Source organism: Acetobacter aceti NBRC 14818 (assembly GCF_000193495.2).
Lineage (GTDB): Bacteria > Pseudomonadota > Alphaproteobacteria > Acetobacterales > Acetobacteraceae > Acetobacter > Acetobacter aceti.
This window is the reverse complement of record NZ_AP023410.1, coordinates 3,052,715-3,069,493: the sequence shown is the minus strand read 5'-3', so window position 1 is coordinate 3,069,493 and position 16,779 is coordinate 3,052,715. Positions and strand designations below refer to the sequence as shown.

Below are 16,779 nucleotides of genomic sequence, written 5' to 3'. Positions count from 1 at the left end.
CTTCAGAAGTTGTAACGCAGGTCACAGCCGACCCAGCGTGGTGTCTGGAGATACTGCACGCGGCTGTTGTCACTTCCCGTGTAGGAGTAGGTGTTACCGTGCTTGTTCAGCATGTTGTCGACATAGACAGCAGCCGTCCATTTTCCGGTCTTCGGGCCAACCTCAAGCCGCATGCCCATTGAACTGATCTTGCTGGTCTGGCCATTCGGATCACCAAGGGCGACAAGCATGTTGTCTTTCCACGTGTAGTTGACCTGCACGGTCGCACGATAATTATGGATCAGGTCAATACCGTACCGGGCGTAGGCGCTCCACGAGAAGCGGGGCGCGAACGGCAGGGCCGAATGAGCATCCACGTTCGAGAGAAGCGGCAGGCCACTGATATTGGTGACTGAAGAAATCGAGCGACCATCAAGATAGGCGAACGAGCCGTTCAGATCGAGGTTCGGGACCAGATTATGGAGCGTGCCACTCAGTTCACCACCACGCGTTCTAGCCCGGGGGATCGGACCAAGGCTGAGCGATGTGATATTGCCCGGCATCTCAGCAACGAATAGCGTCTGACGGTTGTGATATTCGTAGTCGAACAGGGAGCCTTCCAGAATGACCTTGTCATGGAACAGGCTACTCTTGGCGCCCACTTCATAGGCGATCAGATTCTCGGGGCGGACATAATCAAGAGCGCTCGGGGAGCTGACCGGACCTGCGAAATAGGAGCCTGCCTTGTAGCCGTTCGAGATCGTGCCATAGACGAACGTGCCCGGCACGATTGTATACCGCAGGCCGACTTTTCCGGTCCAGCGCTCATAGGTGTGATTGCTGTTCAGGTAGCTGAGCGAAGAGCCGGGAACGCCCGTCAGGAGGCCGCCATCATCATGGGTGCCGCCGTGGAAACCACGCTCGTCATAGGACAGACGGCCTCCAGCGATGAAATCCAGACCTTTGACGATATTGGTGACAGTGTTGACATAAAGGCCAGTCGACAGGTTCTGCTGCGAAAAACGATCTGTCAGATTACCATCGGGGCCACCCAGCAGGAAGGAACGATAACTGGTGTAAGCGCCATCGATCTTGTCGTATGATTCATAGACACCGACGGTCAGATGCAGACGCTTGGCGATCGTCGTGCGCAGATGCATGTCATGCGACTGCACGATATAGGTATCGTTCCAGTGGTAATCGCCAACATTCACGGATTCACCATCGTAGTTGTCATAGTTGCTACGACGATAGAAATCGATGCCGGTGGCTGACGTGAACGTGCCCCAGTCGAACCGGCGTGTGAAGTTGAGCCCGACGCCGCCGCCATTCTCATCACGGGAAGCACGGTTTGACCCGACATTCACCGCATTGTTCTTGGCATTCGGACCAACACCATAAGTGCCGACAGGCACATTGTTCATCTGGTCTACGTTGGTGTCCTGAGGCGACATCGGTGTGCCACGGTCACGGGTATAGTGAATGTTCAGCAGGAGAGATGAGCGGTCATCAAGATCAAAGCGGGTCTGGTTACGCAGACCGAGGATATCCTGCGCCCCGTACAGCTTGTGCGTATTGACGTCATGCTGCCAGCCGTCACCCTTGATATAGCTGAAGGAAAACCGGTTGAAGATATGATCCGTAATCGGGACGTTGATCGCACCCTTACCGGTGTTGGTGTTGTAGCTGCTGTAGCCCCAGTTAAGAAAACCACCGAACTTGCTTGATGGCTTTACAGATTCCACATTAATGGAACCACCCGTCGTGCTGCGGCCGTATTCGAAACCCTGCGGTCCTTTCTCGACGCTGACCGTCTGAACGTCATACATCTGACCGTTATAGAGAACAGGATAAGGCGCAAAGACACCGTCCTGATAGATCCCGATACCGCCCATATTGGTGCCAATATAATCATCGAGACCGATACCGCGGATCGAGAAGATCGGCGTGCTGCCGGAAACGGCGTTCACGGCCGTCACACCGGGCACAAACGCCGCAATTTCCTTGGGGCTGACAATATGAAACTGCTCAAGCTGACGACCGCTCAGCGTATTTACGGTGTTGGCCATCTGATGGAAACGGCGTGCGCGGGAACTGGTGACGGTGATCGCTTCCGGATCAGCTTTCGCTGCAACCCGCGTTCTGAGAGCTTTTTTCGCAGGCTGTGCGGAATGGGGCGCTGCTGCCCGGTGCGCAGGATCCTTGCCCTGACCAGTCGCAGCGACTGCCGTAGCGATTGGACTGGCTGCACAGAGCAGGGAAGCAGTGAAAAGGGCGTGGCGAGGGGGACGGGAACGGAACACAACTCTCATCGGATGCCCTTGGCTCGGTGCTTGATTGTTTCGATTAAACAACAATAACCGATACGCTTTCGTTAAGAAGCTCCAAAAGCTTACTTTAGTGTCACAAATTTTTTCTGGAAAACGACAGGCGCTGTTTCACAGCATGTTCCTGGAAACAGGAAACCCGGATGACAGTGCATCCGGGTTGTACAGATCAGTTGCGATAGTCAGGCTGTTCGCGGTCGAGCTTGCGTTTGAGAGCTGCCCATGGAAGCCTCCCCTGATCCTCATCTTTTTCAAACTGCTCACGCGCGCGCAGAACGTAGCTTTCCGGAGGCAGAGCAGGCGGCACACCGGTCGATTGCACCGCAACCTGAATGCGACAGGCCTGTTCAAGATACCAGGTCCGGTAAAATGTCTGCGCCACTGTCGAGCCGACCGTCAGCAGTCCGTGATTCTGTAGAATCAGGCCCATATTGTCACCAAGATCGCGGACGAGCCGCTCGCGTTCACTGAGATTGTCGTCAGCAGCGATTCCTTCATAACCGTGGAAACCGATACGACCATAGAATTCCATGCTCATCTGATTGACCGGCAGAATACCCGTGGTCTGGGCGGCGATTGTCATGCCCGCAAGTGTGTGCGTGTGCATGACACAGGCCGCGTCCGGCCGGGCGCGATGAACGGCGGAATGAATGACGAATCCGGCCGGATTAACGGGCCAGCTTGTCGCCTGTTTAGGGTGCCCTTCCGCATCGACCACAACCAGGGAACTGGCCGTGATTTCCTCGAACAGAAGCCCGTAAGGATTGACGAGAAAACGGTGGTCCTCGCCCGGCAGACGTACCGAAAGATGCGTGTAGACAAGGTCCGTCATGTCGAACATCGCCAGCAGGCGATAGGCTGCGGCCAGATCTTCACGGAGAGTCTGTTCATCCTGCGCTGATGACGCGGTGGGCGATGTCTGCATGTTCCTTATCCTTACTCACACAGCAATGATTGTCTGACGCACTCAGTAGCCGCGTTCCGGGCAATACAGGAGCGGCGGCGTCCGTCCCTCTTCCAGCTCCGCAATGGCATGCGCCACATAGGCTGCCTGCGCATCACGTGAGGCTTCCGACGCCATGTGAGGCGTCAGAGTGATACGCGGGTGATCCCACAACGGCGACCCGGCAGGCAGAGGCTCGGTCGCCACGACATCCAGCACAGCACCATCCAGTTGTCCTGACGATAGCGCCGCCAGAAGATCTTCTTCCACCACATGATCCCCTCGCCCCACATTGATGAAACCCGTGTCCGGCTTCAGGCGCGAGAGGAACTCCGCATCAATGATGTGTCGTGTCTGATGCGTACTGGGCAAAAGATTGACCAGAATATCGACGGTCGGAAGAAACTCGGACAGTCCTTCCTCGCCGAAAAACAGGGGGATCTGCTTTTCTTCACGGGGACTGCGACACCAGGCGGAAACGATGAAACCTGCCGCGGCAAGACGACGCGCAACGGCCGCACCAAGATTGCCAAATCCAAGAATTCCAATCCGCGTTTCCGCACTGTTGCGAAACACAGGAAGGCGATGCCAGACATGCTGTTCCTGCTGACGGGTCCAGCTTTTCGCATCCCGCAACAACCCGATTGCCGCCCACATCACATAATCCGCCATGAGCACAGCAGTCTGATCGCCACCCATGCGCACCAACGGCACACCCGCCGGGAAATCAGGTCGATTGACCAGATGATTGACCCCTGCACCCGTGCTCAGGATGGCCCGCATGGAGGCCATGCGGGTCATTTCGCCCGCGGGCGGCTCCCAGACGAGAACATAACTGGCGTCGGCTGGATCAAATGCCGGGTCAAACCAGGAAATTATGGGCAGGTCTGGAGCAACACGGGCGAAAGCCTCCCGCCAGCTTTCCCAGGCGTCTGGTCCATCAGCACTGACAGCAAGTTTTTTCATCCCTTTGTCTCTCGTCACGCGCCACTCATTTTGACATTGCAACATAAAGCAAACCGACCATGATCTGCATTTTCATAAAGCGCAATATGACTTTGTTATTCTCTTAAGTGATGACCTGAATCATCAAGTTGATCAGGCTTATGCCGTGCATTCGGTTTAGCAATCACAAAAGTAAAGTCTTTCGATAGCAGTTGACGCCACCTTCCGGATTTTGTTTAACATTCGAAACGACATGCGAAGCATCCGACAATGGAGACCGCTCTGAGCCGCACATCATCCAGTTTCACCAACCGCACCCCCGGCTTTCAGGGCCGGATCGCAGAAGTCGATCTGCGACTTCTGCGGGTGTTCGCCGCCGTTGCGGAGCATGGCGGGTTCGCGGCGGCGGAAGTGGCTCTCGGCAAGAGTAAATCTGCGGTCAGCATCGACATCTCATCGCTTGAGAAAAGACTGAATACGACACTCTGCCATCGCGGTCGCAGCGGGTTTTCCCTGACCCCTTCGGGAGAAAGCGTTCTGGATGCCACCCGAAAACTGTTTGACGATATTGACAGTTTTCAGAAGCGCCTCAATGAGGCCAGCGGCACACTCTCCGGTCGATTCCGCCTCTACCTCCCCGACACGATCCAGATTCATGGTGAAACAGTTCTGGTCAGGGCCATAGAGCGCTTCACCGTCCATTATCCCGACATTTACATGGATGTACGGTCTGCGACACCACGTGAGGTCGAATTTGCCGTGCTCAACGGGTCAGCCACAATGGGTATCACGCTTTATCCGCATCAACGTCCGGAAATGCAGACGACCCCGCTGTTTCAGGAAACAGCCTCCCTTTATTGTGGACAGCGTCATCCTTTCTTTTCCATGACCGATGAGGAAATCACGCGGGCCCATCTGACGGCAGCCCGCATGATCGAGGTTTCGGACGCCACCACCTCCCCGCGCTGGGACGAACTGCGCAGCGAGATGAATTTCTCTGCTGCAGCGGACAATATCGATTCCCGCACACTTCTGATTCTTTCCGGTGTCTACATCGGTTTTCTTCCGGATCTGTTCGCCGAACCGATGGTACAGGAAGATCGCCTGCGTCGTGTTGGGTTTAACGATCTCGCCCTGACCAACAGCTTTTATCTGCTCGCCCGCCCCTCGCAGGACAGCGAACCGATGACAGCCGCTTTCCGCTCTGTTCTCAATGAGGTCAGCCGGTGAAAATCCACTCTTTCATACACCGGTCAGCATCACGTCTGATCGTCGCGACGGGTCTGTTTGTGGCGATGTGCGCACTTGCTCCAGCAGGACACACCCAGGATACGAACGTACCATCTTTTGCAGCAGCAGGTCACTTTACTGTCTGCACAGATCCCACGCTTCCTCCAATGACCTTCGTGAATGGGCAAGATACGCGCGATGTTGCAGGATTTGACATTGATCTTGCTCGCGAACTCGGCCGCATATGGCATGTCGAACCGACCATTCTGACAATGGACTTTGAGGGCATGCTACCCGGCCTGTCGTCCCATCGATGCGACATGGTGGTCAGCGGCATCATGAAGCAGGCAGGCCGCGAAAAAAATTACGATGCTGTGGCCTATCTGGACTCATCCATTGTGGTCATTGCCCGCTCCGGCACCCCACGCATCATGTCGCTGGACGATCTTTCCGGACTGAACGTCGCTGTGCAGTCCGGCACCAGTTATGCGTCTCTTGTTGAAAAAACCAACCAGAAGCTGATACAATCGGGACGTGCGCCAATCGGTCTTCAGCAGTATCCGGCCGAGGATCAGGTCGTGCAGCAGGTCCTGCTTGGTCGTGCGCACGCGCTGATCACTCAGGATGTCGAAGTTTATTACCGCCAGAAACAGCTGGGCGGAAAAGTCACGATCATTCTGAAACCTGATAATCCTGACTTTCGAGAGTTCGGTGCCTATATCAGTAAAGATCCTCACAATAAGGAAGTCCTGACACAAACAATCGCAACGCTGAAACAACAAGGTATTCTGGAAAATCTAAGTAAGAAATGGAATATTTCCAACGCACAGGAACAGGCTTTCACCGAGAAAGCGACCCCTTCCGCATTCAGTCTTGAAGTCTTTTTCTCCGCCTTGACATCCATGGCGTTTGTAAAGGGCGCGGCGCTAACGTTGATTGTTGCGGTGCTGTCCCACCTGACCGCCATCATCATCTCCATTCCGGTGGCACTGAAACTCAACGGCCCCCGTTCACCATTACAGATGCTGCTTTCCGCCTATGTCGCGGTCTTTCGCGGAGCGCCGACGCTTTTGCAACTCCTGTTCATCTGGAACGCCCTGCCCCAGTTCTTCCCGATCTTTCGTGAAAGCTGGTTCACCCCGTTTCTGGCAACATGGCTGTCCCTGTCAATCAATGAATCCGCCTATCAGGTAGAGATCAATCGCGCCGCCTTGCGCGCAGTTGATCAGGGACAGTTGGTCGCAGCCGACGCGTTGGGCATGAAACGTTCGCAGATCTATCGCTATGTCATCTTTCCGCAGGCACTCCGCATAGCCCTTCCACCAACGATCAACGAGTTCATCAGTCTCCTGAAAACAACCTCGCTTGCTTCGGTGATCTCATTGCAGGAACTGCTGGCCGTGACCCAGATTCAGGTGGCGCGCACATTCGAGTTCACCGAGTATTATTCAGCAGCCCTCGTCTATTACCTGGCGATGGTGTTCTTCTTCCTTTTCCTGCAGAAGCGGATTGAACGTCGTTTCTCCTGGGCAGACCGCAACAAGGCGACCGGCCATGGTCAGTGACACCGCACCCAACCCGGATATCCGGATCTCCGTTCGCAATCTCAGCAAGTTTTACGGTGAGTTTCTAGCGCTTGACCGCCTGAGTCTCGATATCGACAAGGGCGAGAAGATTGTTGTTCTTGGCCCTTCAGGTTCTGGAAAATCGACTTTCATCCGATGCTTCAACCGCATTGAGCCACATGATAGCGGAACGTTGATGATCGACGGACAGGTCATCGACGACAAAACCGACCTTGCTACCTTACGTGGTCGCGTGGGCATGGTGTTCCAGAACTATAATCTCTTTCCTCATCTGACTGTTCTCGATAACTGCACGCTTGCTCCGCGTCTGGTTCGAGGCACTCCACGGGAACGGGCGGAGGATGACGCGCGGCGTTATCTGGCGCAGGTCGGTATTGGCGAGCAGGCGGGGAAATATCCAATCCAGCTTTCCGGTGGGCAGCAGCAACGTGTCGCCATCGCCCGCGCGCTGAGCATGAATCCCGAGATCATTCTGTTTGATGAACCGACAGCCGCTCTCGACCCGGAGGCCATTTCCGGGGTTGTCGCGATCATGGAGGATCTTGCTGCCCAGCAGATCACAACCATCTGCGTAACGCATGAAATGGGCTTCGCCCGCCGTATTGCAGATCGGATCGTGTTTATGGATAAGGGCAGCATTCTCGAAGTGGCCCCTCCACAGGAGTTTTTCACCGCGCCACGCACAGAACGCGCCCGGGCATTTCTTGACCAGATGATCCAGTTCTGAATCGGTTGTCAGACACAGCACGATAGTGCCGCATGTTTTTAAAATGCCTTTAATATCAGAATGCAGTTTCTTTCTTCACTCACTTAGCTGACGGTTCCCGGAGCCGACCGCCAGATGTGTAGTGATTGCTGACAATTGCACTCTTGTCAGAAAAAACTCATATTGTACCGGGCAGATTCCTGTTGGAAAGAGTTTCAACGCACATATCAAGAAAAGCCGAGACCCTTAGCGGGATACGCTGACCTGTTACGGTAAAAAGTCCGTAGATCAGCGGCGCACACTCATCTTCCAGTCCCAGATAAGCCAGAGGCTTGTCATCGAGCGCATTCTGATTACGCGGTCGAGCGTTTCCCAGCCCGAACCCCACACCTCTTGCGGCCAGACTACGTATTACATCCATGCTGGGATAATGACCTGCAATGCGTGGAGCCACGCCTGCCGAGGAAAAGAGCTGGAGGAAGTAATCGCGCGAAAAAGGCAGGTCGAGCAGAAGAAAGGGTTCATCCACAAGATCCTCCAACCGAACATGATCCATCCTTGCGAGTGGATGATCGACAGATGTGAACACGTAGGGTGGAAGCGCGGAAAGCGGTTGAAAGCTGATCGCCTGCGGCATCGGCATATTATAACCGATCATGACCGAAACCTCTCCGTCCCGCAGTTTTTCCGTCAGTTCCTCGTGGTGCCCCGCAATGACCCGTAGCCGGGCTTCCGGGTAGGTTGCAGAAAAGTTCTGAATGAGATCAGGGGCCAGGAGAGGAAAGAGCGTGGTCATACAGCCGACGATGACTTCTCCCTGCACCCGACCCAACATACCATTGAGCGAACTTCCCAGTTCCTGTGCCTGAGAAAGAAGTCCACGGGCCTCCTGCAACACCATGCGCCCTTCCGGTGTCAGCGATAATCCCTGCGCGTGATGACGGATGAAAAGCGACACACCGAACACGCTTTCCAGATGCGCGATCGCGGCCGAGATGGCAGGCTGCGAGATGGGGATCTGGCGCGAGGCCTGTACGATGGAACCGGTTTCAGCCGTAGCGACGAAATATTCGATCTGTCGCAGGGAGAACTTCACTCTTGGCAACTCCTCGGATATGGCGGAAAAATCCGCTGTCCTGAAGCATGGAGCTTACCAGAGATCGCAGTGAAATGAATCTTTGAAATGTAAAAGATACTACGCTTTCATCTTTCAAATTTTCCGTCAGGGCTCCATGTCAAGTTAATACATTTTATCGCAAGAAATCATAATAAGTATTAATTTTCCATAAGTATAATCCACGACTAAACACAGCTTCAATTGCGAGGTAAGTTTATGACACTCTCCGAAGAAGAAGACGCTTACGCAAATCGATATCTGCTTTTCATCTACTGCTTGGACATACTGGCACAAGATGTGATCGAGCAGTGCAGAATACTACAATATTACAATGTAGCGTGGGAGTTGAAAAATGACACCCTGAGTGATGGATATGACACTCTTTCCATGGGAGAAAAATACCTCACATTATATCAGAAGTGCTGCATAAAAATGTTACTTCAGAATATTGAAAACATCCCTGACGAAATTATAAACGTGACAAATATTCGGAAAAATCATCTGAAAACAATGAGTGATCCTGTCTGGACTCCGCTCAGGATCGAAGCCCGTAAATTGCTCGATATTCTTGCGATGGAAACACAGCGCGTGCGCAGGCTGTTAAATATGGACCCCTGAATTCTTTGCGAGACTTGATGTGGCTTCATGCGCATGGCCTTTTACAATCGGCGTGCATATACGCAAGGATGGAGGTGCTATGCATGCCAGATTACAAGCATCAGCTTTTCCACCCTCTCTGCGATGATTTTCAGGAATGAACCAGCATATCCACAACCTGTTCCACAAACTTCACACCATCCTGTAACTCTTTCGGCAGAATGAACTCATCCGCCTTATGAGCGCGATCGATGGAACCGGGACCACAGACGACAACCGGCATATCCAGATATTCGCTGAACAGGCCGCCCTCCGTTCCAAAACCAATCCGTGACGGCGCATTGTCGCCAGTTATCTGCATGATCTCGTGCAGGAAGGAAGAGTCGTCCGGTGTATGCAAACCGGGATAGGTGTTGAGGGTCTCAATCTCGATGCGGGCATGTGGTCGTTCCGAGCACAGACGGTCCGCCTCCACACACAACCGGTCAAGCAGAGGCTGCGGATCAACACCGGGCAGCAGACGCATCTCAAACTGGACCTCGCACATATCAGGCACGATGTTGAGCGCCACTCCCCCCCGGATCAGCCCGACCTGCATGGTGCTGTAAGGCACCTCATAATGCTCGTCCCGAGCGCCGGTCTCTTTCAGTGCTTCCTGTACGGCTTCAATGACTTTCACCATGTCTGTCGCCAGACCGATGGCATTGCAACCGCGATCAGGATTGGCCGAGTGTGCTGCCAGTCCGTGACACACAATACGCGCCGCAAGCTTGCCCTTGTGGCCGGATACAGCACGCAGACCGGTTGGTTCTCCAATGACACAGCCGCGCGCCTGAAAACCACGGGCAGCCAGATCACGGAGCATCGAATGCACGCCCACACAACCGATTTCCTCGTCATGGGAAATGGCCAGATGCAAGGGTGCGCGCAGCCCGGATTGACTGGCGGCGTACCGCGCCGCCACAAGCATGCAGGCAAGGAAGCCCTTCATGTCGCTGCTGCCACGTCCGTAAAGCTTTCCATCCCGTTCAGTCAGGACAAAGGGATCTGTCGTCCATGGCTGTCCCTCCACCGGCACCACATCGCTATGGGCCGACAGCACGATGCCGTCCGGCGTGTCGGGTCCGATGCTGGCGAAGAGATTGAACCGCCCCTCCTCCTTGCCCGACACACGATAGCAGCGTGCTCCAAAATCACGGAGAAAACCTTCAGCCCAGTCGATCAGTTCCGCATTTTCCGTGCGGCAGATTGTAGGAAATGCAATCAGCTTCGCAAGGATATCGCGGACGGGCAGCTCATACGGACTGGTCATGTCAAAGCTCCGAAAGGATCATATCGGAAGCCTTGTCGCCGATCATCATCGTCGGCGCGTTGGTATTCCCGCTAACAAGCGTCGGCATGATGGACGTATCGGCCACACGCAGCCCATTCAGTCCACGCACCTTCAACTCCGGCGTGACCACGCTGTCCGCATCCGATCCCATGCGACAGGTGCCCGAAGGATGAAACACGGTGCTGGCGGAGGCACGGAGATAGTCCATCAGCTGAGCATCTGTTTCGAGATCGGCGGTCGGAGCCATTTCCTTGCCCCGAATGGCGTCGAACGGAGAGGCACGCAGGATACGGCGCGCAAGCTTCACCCCTTCCAGCAGCACGAGCGCATCGCGTTCGTCGGAAAGGAAATTGAAGTCGATCTCCGGATTGCGGCTGCCGTCCTGTGTCAAGCGGATGCTGCCCCGGCTTTTTGGACGCAGTACGCAGGTGTGCAGCGCAAAACCGTGTCCCCACTCGAACAGCCGCCCCCGATGGCTGCGATAGCCCGGCACGAAGTGGAACTGCACGTCCGGCACGCCTTCAGCATAACGGGTGGAGGCGAAACCTCCGGCCTCCACATAATTCGTGGTCAGCCAGCCTTTGCCGCGCAGCAGAAACTGTAAAGGAGCCGGCAGCACGGAGCCGAGCGAGGATCGCGAGAACCCCAGAGTGCTGGCTGAATCCGAGCGGATGGTTACCAGCCCATCGATATGATCCTGAAGATTGCGGCCTACTTCCGGCAGATCGCTCACCACAGGGACACCGGATTGCAGCAGTTCTTTCGCATTACCGATGCCTGACGACATCAGCAGGTGCGGCGAACCGATGGCCCCCGCCGAAAGGATGGTTTCCTTGTGCGCCCGCAGGACGTGGAACTTTCCGTTGCGTTCTATGGTGACGCCCTGCACCTCCCGCCCGTCTGTCACAAGCGAAGCCACACGACACCCTGTCAGCACATGCAGGTTCGGACGTGACAGGACGGGAGCGACAAAGGCGCGATAGGCGCTGAGACGCTTGCCACCCTTCTGCGTGACGTCATAGACGCCAACACCCTCAAGCCGGGCTCCGTTGAAATCGGTGTTTTCTTTCAGCCCAATCTCTTCGGCCGCCTTGATGAACAGACGCGACACACCCAGCGGATCACGCGGCTGATCCACCACCAGTTCACCGCCCGTGCCATGAAAATGCGGGTCCTGATGAAGGTGGTTGTCTTCCTCGCGCATGAAGTATTTCAGCACCGACTCATAATCCCAGCCGGTGCAGCCCATCGCTTCCCAGCCGTCATAATCCGAGCGAGCGCCGCGGATGTAGATCATGCTGTTCATGGAGGAAGAGCCGCCCAGCATCCGGCCACGCGGCACATGGACGCGGCGGTTGTCGAGATGCGTCTGCGGTGTGGAGTAATACTGGTAGGTATATTTTCGGCTTTTGTAGAGTGAGATGGTGCCGGCAGGCACATGGATGCGCGGCGTGTTGTCAGGGCCGCCCGCTTCCAGTAGCGCCACACGCAGATTGCTGCGCGCGCTCAGCCGGTTGGCGAGCACACAGCCTGCTGCGCCGCCACCCACAACGATGAAGTCATAATCAGTCGGGAAATCGTTCTGTGCGGTCATCAGTCAGCTCCACTCATGACAGGCTGGGCGTGACGCTCGTTGCGCATCATCCAGATATAGAACACTGTCACGACAATCAGTCCCACGATCCACGAAATGTCAGCACCACCAAGCATGTTTGCGACAGGGCCGGTGTAGAGACCGTTCGAGACAAAAGGGATCTGGATCAGAATGCCGAAGACGTAGGCAATCAGCGCGGGCCAGCAGTAGCGGCCATAGATGCCGCCATCAGCGCGGAAGAAGGAAGGAACGTCATACTCGCCATGCCGGATCAGATAGAAGTCGGCCAGGTTGATGGCGGTCCAGGGCACCATGACGTAAAGCAGCAGAAGAATGAAGTTGGTATATTCTTCCATGAAGTTTGCTTCCGCACCCAGAGCGATCAGCAGCGAAAGACTGGCCAGAATGATGGCTGTGCCTGCACGTCCGACATGCGTTGCTTTCCATGAGGGAATGATGGTCTGCACGACCGTGATGGCCGAGAGCGCGCCGCAATAGAGATTCATCGCGTTGGTGGACGCGATACCCAGAGACAGCACGGGAACGATGAACAGCGCCAGCGGACCGACTTGTGTGGTCAGCGTGGCCACCACATCACCGCCACCTGCGATCACGCCGAGCAGACCTCCAAGAATCATGGGGAAGACCGAACCGAGCACGCAACCCCAGTAGCTCGCCATGAAGGCCTGACGACTTCCAGTGCCGGGTGGCAGATAACGCGAATAGTCCGAGACATAGGGCGCGTAGGCGATCTGCCAGAGCGCCGCCGTGGACAGGCCGCCAAGGAAGCCTGACATGGTGAACGTGCCGTGCGACAGCGTTGCGGATGAAACGCCGTTCACGCAGAGGATCCACACGAAACACAGCGCCAGAGCGATGCCAGATACCACCGTCATCAGTCGGGTGTAGGCATGGATCAGATCATGGCCGTAGATCGTAGCCACGAGGCTTACGAGGCCAAGCAGGACGACGCAGGCCTTTTCGGGCAGGAACGTCACCACCGTATGCAGGGACTCACCGCCCAGCACGAGGTTGGAGGCGAAGAAGCCGACATACATCACAACCACAAGGCAGATGACCGCCATCGCCCCCATGGAGCCGAACTGGCCGCGTGTCTGCACCATCTGTGGTACGCCAAGCTGCGGTCCCTGCGCTGCGTGAAGCGCCATGAACAGGCCACCGATCATGTTGCCCAGTACCGCCGAGAGCAGGGCTGGCCAGAACGGCAGCCCAAACACTGTGGTCGCCAGCGCGCCGGTGATGATGGTCAGCATCATGATGTTGGAGCCGAACCACACGGTGAACAGATCGCGCGGGCGTCCGTGCCGCTGGTCGAGCGGGATCTGGTAAATAGTATGGGCCTCAGGGCCTCGTGACTCCGGGCCTCGTGCCGTCGCGGCGTCTGTCATGGGTCGGTTCCTTCCTCTGGCGTCGGCGAGCATGCCCGTCGGAATTTTTGTGTCGGAATCGTAATATTGAGAGCCAGAAAAACCCCGCCGACACCTATGGTCGGCGGGGCGTGTCATCAGGTCATTCGCGTTCGGCGATCACATCGACTTCGATCAGCCATTCCGGGCGGGCGAGGGCTACAACCACAAGGCCGGTGAAAACCGGGAAGACGCCCTTGAGACGACGGCCCAGCACACGATAGGTCGCCTCGCGGTAGCGGATGTCCGTGAGATAGACCGTGACCTTGCAGATATCGGTCAGCTTGCCACCAGCTTCGGTCATCAGCAGTTCGATGTTGTCCATCACCTTCTCGGCCTGTGCGATCGGGTCGCCCACGCCGACATTCTCGCGTGTGTTGAGATCCTGCGGCACCTGCCCCCGCAGATAGATCGTGTTGCGCGTGATGACGGCCTGACAGAGATCGTTGTCGAGCGCCTGTTCGGGGTAAGTGTCCTTCGTGTTGAAGGGACGGAGGCGGATATGGGCCATGGTCTGTGTCTCCCTGTAAGGGCTGGTGCGGATGGTCCTGCGCAACGGGAACGGGCTGGTGGCTATGGAAATGCTGAAAAATTTCCTGCCATCTTCCCGCATGATCCTGTTGCGAGTTTGAAACGATTTTGGATTTCAGAAAAAGAAATTATTTCTGACGTTCTGCTTCAGTTAATCTGATTCCCCCTACCCCATTCGGAGCAGGGAAAGAGGCAATCAGGGCAACCGGTCCTCATGCCGTTCCATCTGCCGGACGGTACGCCATGTAGCTGCGCTGCTTGGCAATGTGATCCGCGACGTATTTTGCGTCATGCCATACGCCCCAAATGAAAGACGAACCGCGCCGTGTCTGCCAGGGCAGGCCAAGGAAATAGACGCCCGGTTCGGAGGAAACACCGCGCTGGTGGTGAGGACGGCCATTCTCGTCCAGCGCTTCCACTTTCAGCCAGCTGTAATCCACACCAAAGCCGGTCGCCCAGATGATGGTGCTGATGCCCGCTTTTTTCAGATCCAGCTCAAGCAGGGGATGCTTCACGCATTCCGGCTCCGGCAGGAAATCACGCGCCGACGGTTCTTCCGGCAGGTCCAGACCGTTGCGGGTGACATAGGCGTCCGCCTCGCCAAGAAGGGACAGGTAGTTGGCGTCCCCTTTCGCAATATTCCCGGCGAGATCAGGCGCGAAGGTCAGTTTTCCATCCACGAAGTTTTCGGTGCGTCCGAGCAGGGTCATGCCCTCTGCGGCAAAGCGGCGGAAATCGATGGTGTGACCACCATTGGCGCCACTGACGGCAATGGTCGTGTGCTCCACGCCCGGCGTGGCTTCCGCATTCCATTTGTTGAGAACGCCCAGCCACCACACGAAATCACGACCGCGATAGCTGCGGGGCGGACGGTCATGCGGGCCCACCGAGAGATAGACCTTCCGGCCACTGCGCATCAGTTCCTCGGCAATCTGTGCGCCAGAGGAACCCGCACCGATGACAAGGACCGCACCTTCGGGAATCTGGTCCGGATTGCGGTAAGTGGACGAGTGAATCTGGGTCAGTCCCTCGCTCTCCGGCACAACCGAGGGGATGACCGGAATCTGGAAAGGACCTGTGGCTGCCACGACACATTCGGCTTCGATCACACCTTCAGAGGTCTCGATGTGAAAGCCGGTTTCTCCCTGCTTGCGGCGCACATTCCTGACTTCCACGCCACAACGGACGGGAGCCTCGATCTTCTGTGCATAAGCCGCGAGATAGTCGGCCACCCTTTCCTTGGGGACAAAATCATCCGGACCGTCTTCGGAAAAGGCAAGACCAGGAAAGCGGTCATGCCAGGCCGGCCCGTTCGCCACGAGGGAATCCCAGCGGCAACTGCGCCAGCGCTCCGCCACCCGGTTACGTTCCAGCACGACATGCGGGATGCCGTAGCTGCGCAGATGCTCGCTCATGGCGATACCGGCCTGTCCGGCTCCCACCACCAGGACTTCGGTTTTCTCGACAGACATGGCTGTCTCCTTGATTCATGACCGCAGCCAAGCGCGGCATAATGATTTGATATCGAAACGACAGAGCGTCAGCGCAGCCGCTTGGCGCGCGGCGCGCCTCAGGCGGCGAAGGGATTATTCGTCGCCGGGAACGCCGTAAGACGGCGCCGCTTCGGGGTTAAGGCAGCGGGTGACGTAATCGTGCATCTGCGGTTTCCAGACGGACCAAAGGGTCGCCAGACGTCCGATGGGATCATCTTCCCAGTCCACCCGGAGATCGGCCAGCGGCCATGCTTCCCGGTCAACCACCAGCATGCCGGCGGAGCGCACGGGACCGGCTTCTCCGCCTGAGTGCAGGCCTGCCTGCATGGCCTGCACTACCCGCTGTCCAAGCTCCATGCCCGAACCCGACTGCTCGAAGTTTCGCACGATGGTTTCCGGCACTTCCGCCGAAGCCAGAAGATTACCCGCCGAAACCACGTTGACCCCTTCAGAGCTGGCGTTGATTCCGAGAGATTTCTCGCCCGACCACAGAGCAGTCCGGCCTTCCTTATCGATCAGGGTCATCTGACGATAGGCGGGAAACGTGCAGGTGCGGGCGATGATGTCACGAGCCTCTCCGGCTGATGCGCCTGCCTGCATGAGATCGAGCGCCCACGGACCAAGACGTGGATCAGTCACGTTCTGCGTGGTGACCGCCCCTACTCCAGCCCGCGCGAAAGCACAGCGGGCGGCCACGGCAGGCGAGGATGAGGACACGGCAACCGCGAACTGGCCGGTACGGGAACAACGTGCAACGAGGGAAAAGGTCATGGCTTCGATGTCTCTCCGCAGGAAAACCCTGTCAGTCAGCTGATTAATTCTGACTCTATGAAGAAGCTAACATCGTTGTTCTGACACCGTAACAAGGACTTTCAGAGGCGCTACGTCCGTTTTTCTGAGGGTGGCTTGTCGAAGGATCAGGGAAACAGACATCAGGCATGAAGGAGACAGCCAGCAGCGCGTAGAGAACC

15 protein-coding genes are annotated in these 16,779 nt (G+C 56.4%); 5 read left to right on the top strand and 10 right to left on the bottom strand.

What is annotated here, in order from left to right; genetic code table 11:
* Window positions 1-2: 2 nt before the first annotated feature.
* From EMQ_RS14140 to EMQ_RS14130, 3 genes are all read right to left on the bottom strand, one after another.
* A complete protein-coding gene (locus EMQ_RS14140) occupies window positions 3-2,291 on the bottom strand; it encodes a TonB-dependent receptor (RefSeq protein ID WP_010667414.1) in 2,289 nt (762 codons plus the stop codon).
* 184 nt (window positions 2,292-2,475) lie between these two features.
* The gene (locus EMQ_RS14135) at window positions 2,476-3,231 is read right to left on the bottom strand and encodes a class II aldolase/adducin family protein (RefSeq protein WP_010667415.1); all 756 of its coding nucleotides are present in this window, start codon (window positions 3,229-3,231) and stop codon (window positions 2,476-2,478) included.
* A gap of 42 nt (window positions 3,232-3,273) precedes the next feature.
* Window positions 3,274-4,215, bottom strand: coding sequence for a 2-hydroxyacid dehydrogenase (locus EMQ_RS14130; RefSeq protein WP_010667416.1), 942 nt, complete (start codon window positions 4,213-4,215; stop codon window positions 3,274-3,276).
* Between the two features lie 249 nt (window positions 4,216-4,464).
* Between EMQ_RS14130 and EMQ_RS14125 the strand changes: the two genes are divergently transcribed.
* From EMQ_RS14125 to EMQ_RS14115, 3 genes are all read left to right on the top strand, one after another.
* Entirely contained in the window at window positions 4,465-5,424 is a 960-nt protein-coding gene (locus tag EMQ_RS14125; RefSeq protein WP_010667417.1) for a LysR family transcriptional regulator, read from the top strand.
* Window positions 5,425-5,489: 65 nt separating this feature from the next.
* On the top strand, window positions 5,490-6,989 hold the full coding sequence (locus tag EMQ_RS14120; RefSeq protein WP_269208716.1) for an ABC transporter substrate-binding protein/permease: 1,500 nt from the start codon (window positions 5,490-5,492) through the stop codon (window positions 6,987-6,989).
* Window positions 6,979-7,737, top strand: coding sequence for an amino acid ABC transporter ATP-binding protein (locus EMQ_RS14115; protein ID WP_010667419.1), 759 nt, complete (start codon window positions 6,979-6,981; stop codon window positions 7,735-7,737). Before EMQ_RS14120 ends, EMQ_RS14115 begins: the two co-directional genes overlap by 11 nt.
* A 157-nt stretch (window positions 7,738-7,894) precedes the next feature.
* Here EMQ_RS14115 and EMQ_RS14110 read toward each other — a convergent pair whose 3' ends face one another.
* Window positions 7,895-8,812: a LysR family transcriptional regulator gene (locus tag EMQ_RS14110; protein WP_010667420.1), complete on the bottom strand. Its 918-nt coding sequence runs from the start codon at window positions 8,810-8,812 to the stop codon at window positions 7,895-7,897.
* A 237-nt stretch (window positions 8,813-9,049) separates the two neighbouring features.
* Between EMQ_RS14110 and EMQ_RS14105 the strand changes: the two genes are divergently transcribed.
* On the top strand, window positions 9,050-9,451 hold the full coding sequence (locus EMQ_RS14105; protein ID WP_010667421.1) for a hypothetical protein: 402 nt from the start codon (window positions 9,050-9,052) through the stop codon (window positions 9,449-9,451).
* A gap of 130 nt (window positions 9,452-9,581) precedes the next feature.
* Here EMQ_RS14105 and argE read toward each other — a convergent pair whose 3' ends face one another.
* From argE to EMQ_RS14085, 4 genes are all read right to left on the bottom strand, one after another.
* Window positions 9,582-10,742, bottom strand: coding sequence for an acetylornithine deacetylase (gene argE / locus EMQ_RS14100; RefSeq protein ID WP_010667422.1), 1,161 nt, complete (start codon window positions 10,740-10,742; stop codon window positions 9,582-9,584).
* Between the two features lies 1 nt (window position 10,743).
* The gene (locus tag EMQ_RS14095; protein WP_010667423.1) at window positions 10,744-12,357 is read right to left on the bottom strand and encodes a GMC family oxidoreductase; all 1,614 of its coding nucleotides are present in this window, start codon (window positions 12,355-12,357) and stop codon (window positions 10,744-10,746) included.
* Window positions 12,357-13,766, bottom strand: coding sequence for a purine-cytosine permease family protein (locus EMQ_RS14090; protein ID WP_010667424.1), 1,410 nt, complete (start codon window positions 13,764-13,766; stop codon window positions 12,357-12,359). The genes EMQ_RS14095 and EMQ_RS14090 overlap by 1 nt, the downstream gene beginning before the upstream one ends.
* Window positions 13,767-13,887: 121 nt before the next feature.
* Window positions 13,888-14,295 (bottom strand): RidA family protein, encoded by a 408-nt coding sequence (locus EMQ_RS14085; RefSeq protein ID WP_010667425.1) that lies wholly within the window; start codon window positions 14,293-14,295, stop codon window positions 13,888-13,890.
* On the opposite strand from EMQ_RS14085, the gene EMQ_RS14080 reads away from it, so the two are divergent.
* Window positions 14,287-14,475 (top strand): hypothetical protein, encoded by a 189-nt coding sequence (locus EMQ_RS14080; RefSeq protein WP_132012086.1) that lies wholly within the window; start codon window positions 14,287-14,289, stop codon window positions 14,473-14,475. The two genes, EMQ_RS14085 and EMQ_RS14080, sit on opposite strands and share 9 nt — an antisense overlap.
* Before the next feature lie 52 nt (window positions 14,476-14,527).
* Here the strand turns inward: EMQ_RS14080 and EMQ_RS14075 are convergent, their stop codons facing one another.
* Window positions 14,528-15,787 (bottom strand): flavin-containing monooxygenase, encoded by a 1,260-nt coding sequence (locus EMQ_RS14075; RefSeq protein ID WP_010667426.1) that lies wholly within the window; start codon window positions 15,785-15,787, stop codon window positions 14,528-14,530.
* A 114-nt stretch (window positions 15,788-15,901) separates the two neighbouring features.
* On the bottom strand, window positions 15,902-16,579 hold the full coding sequence (locus EMQ_RS14070; RefSeq protein ID WP_010667427.1) for a DUF1028 domain-containing protein: 678 nt from the start codon (window positions 16,577-16,579) through the stop codon (window positions 15,902-15,904).
* Window positions 16,580-16,779: the final 200 nt, after the last annotated feature.

Coding starts and splice junctions, on each gene's coding strand:
- EMQ_RS14140 (WP_010667414.1), bottom strand. CDS start 2,291: ATGAGAGTTGTGTTCCGTTCCCGTCCCCCTCGCCACGCCCTTTTCACT.
- EMQ_RS14135 (WP_010667415.1), bottom strand. CDS start 3,231: ATGCAGACATCGCCCACCGCGTCATCAGCGCAGGATGAACAGACTCTC.
- EMQ_RS14130 (WP_010667416.1), bottom strand. CDS start 4,215: ATGAAAAAACTTGCTGTCAGTGCTGATGGACCAGACGCCTGGGAAAGC.
- EMQ_RS14125 (WP_010667417.1), top strand. CDS start 4,465: ATGGAGACCGCTCTGAGCCGCACATCATCCAGTTTCACCAACCGCACC.
- EMQ_RS14120 (WP_269208716.1), top strand. CDS start 5,490: ATGTGCGCACTTGCTCCAGCAGGACACACCCAGGATACGAACGTACCA.
- EMQ_RS14115 (WP_010667419.1), top strand. CDS start 6,979: ATGGTCAGTGACACCGCACCCAACCCGGATATCCGGATCTCCGTTCGC.
- EMQ_RS14105 (WP_010667421.1), top strand. CDS start 9,050: ATGACACTCTCCGAAGAAGAAGACGCTTACGCAAATCGATATCTGCTT.
- argE (WP_010667422.1), bottom strand. CDS start 10,742: ATGACCAGTCCGTATGAGCTGCCCGTCCGCGATATCCTTGCGAAGCTG.
- EMQ_RS14095 (WP_010667423.1), bottom strand. CDS start 12,357: ATGACCGCACAGAACGATTTCCCGACTGATTATGACTTCATCGTTGTG.
- EMQ_RS14090 (WP_010667424.1), bottom strand. CDS start 13,766: ATGACAGACGCCGCGACGGCACGAGGCCCGGAGTCACGAGGCCCTGAG.
- EMQ_RS14080 (WP_132012086.1), top strand. CDS start 14,287: ATGGGCCATGGTCTGTGTCTCCCTGTAAGGGCTGGTGCGGATGGTCCT.
- EMQ_RS14085 (WP_010667425.1), bottom strand. CDS start 14,295: ATGGCCCATATCCGCCTCCGTCCCTTCAACACGAAGGACACTTACCCC.
- EMQ_RS14075 (WP_010667426.1), bottom strand. CDS start 15,787: ATGTCTGTCGAGAAAACCGAAGTCCTGGTGGTGGGAGCCGGACAGGCC.
- EMQ_RS14070 (WP_010667427.1), bottom strand. CDS start 16,579: ATGACCTTTTCCCTCGTTGCACGTTGTTCCCGTACCGGCCAGTTCGCG.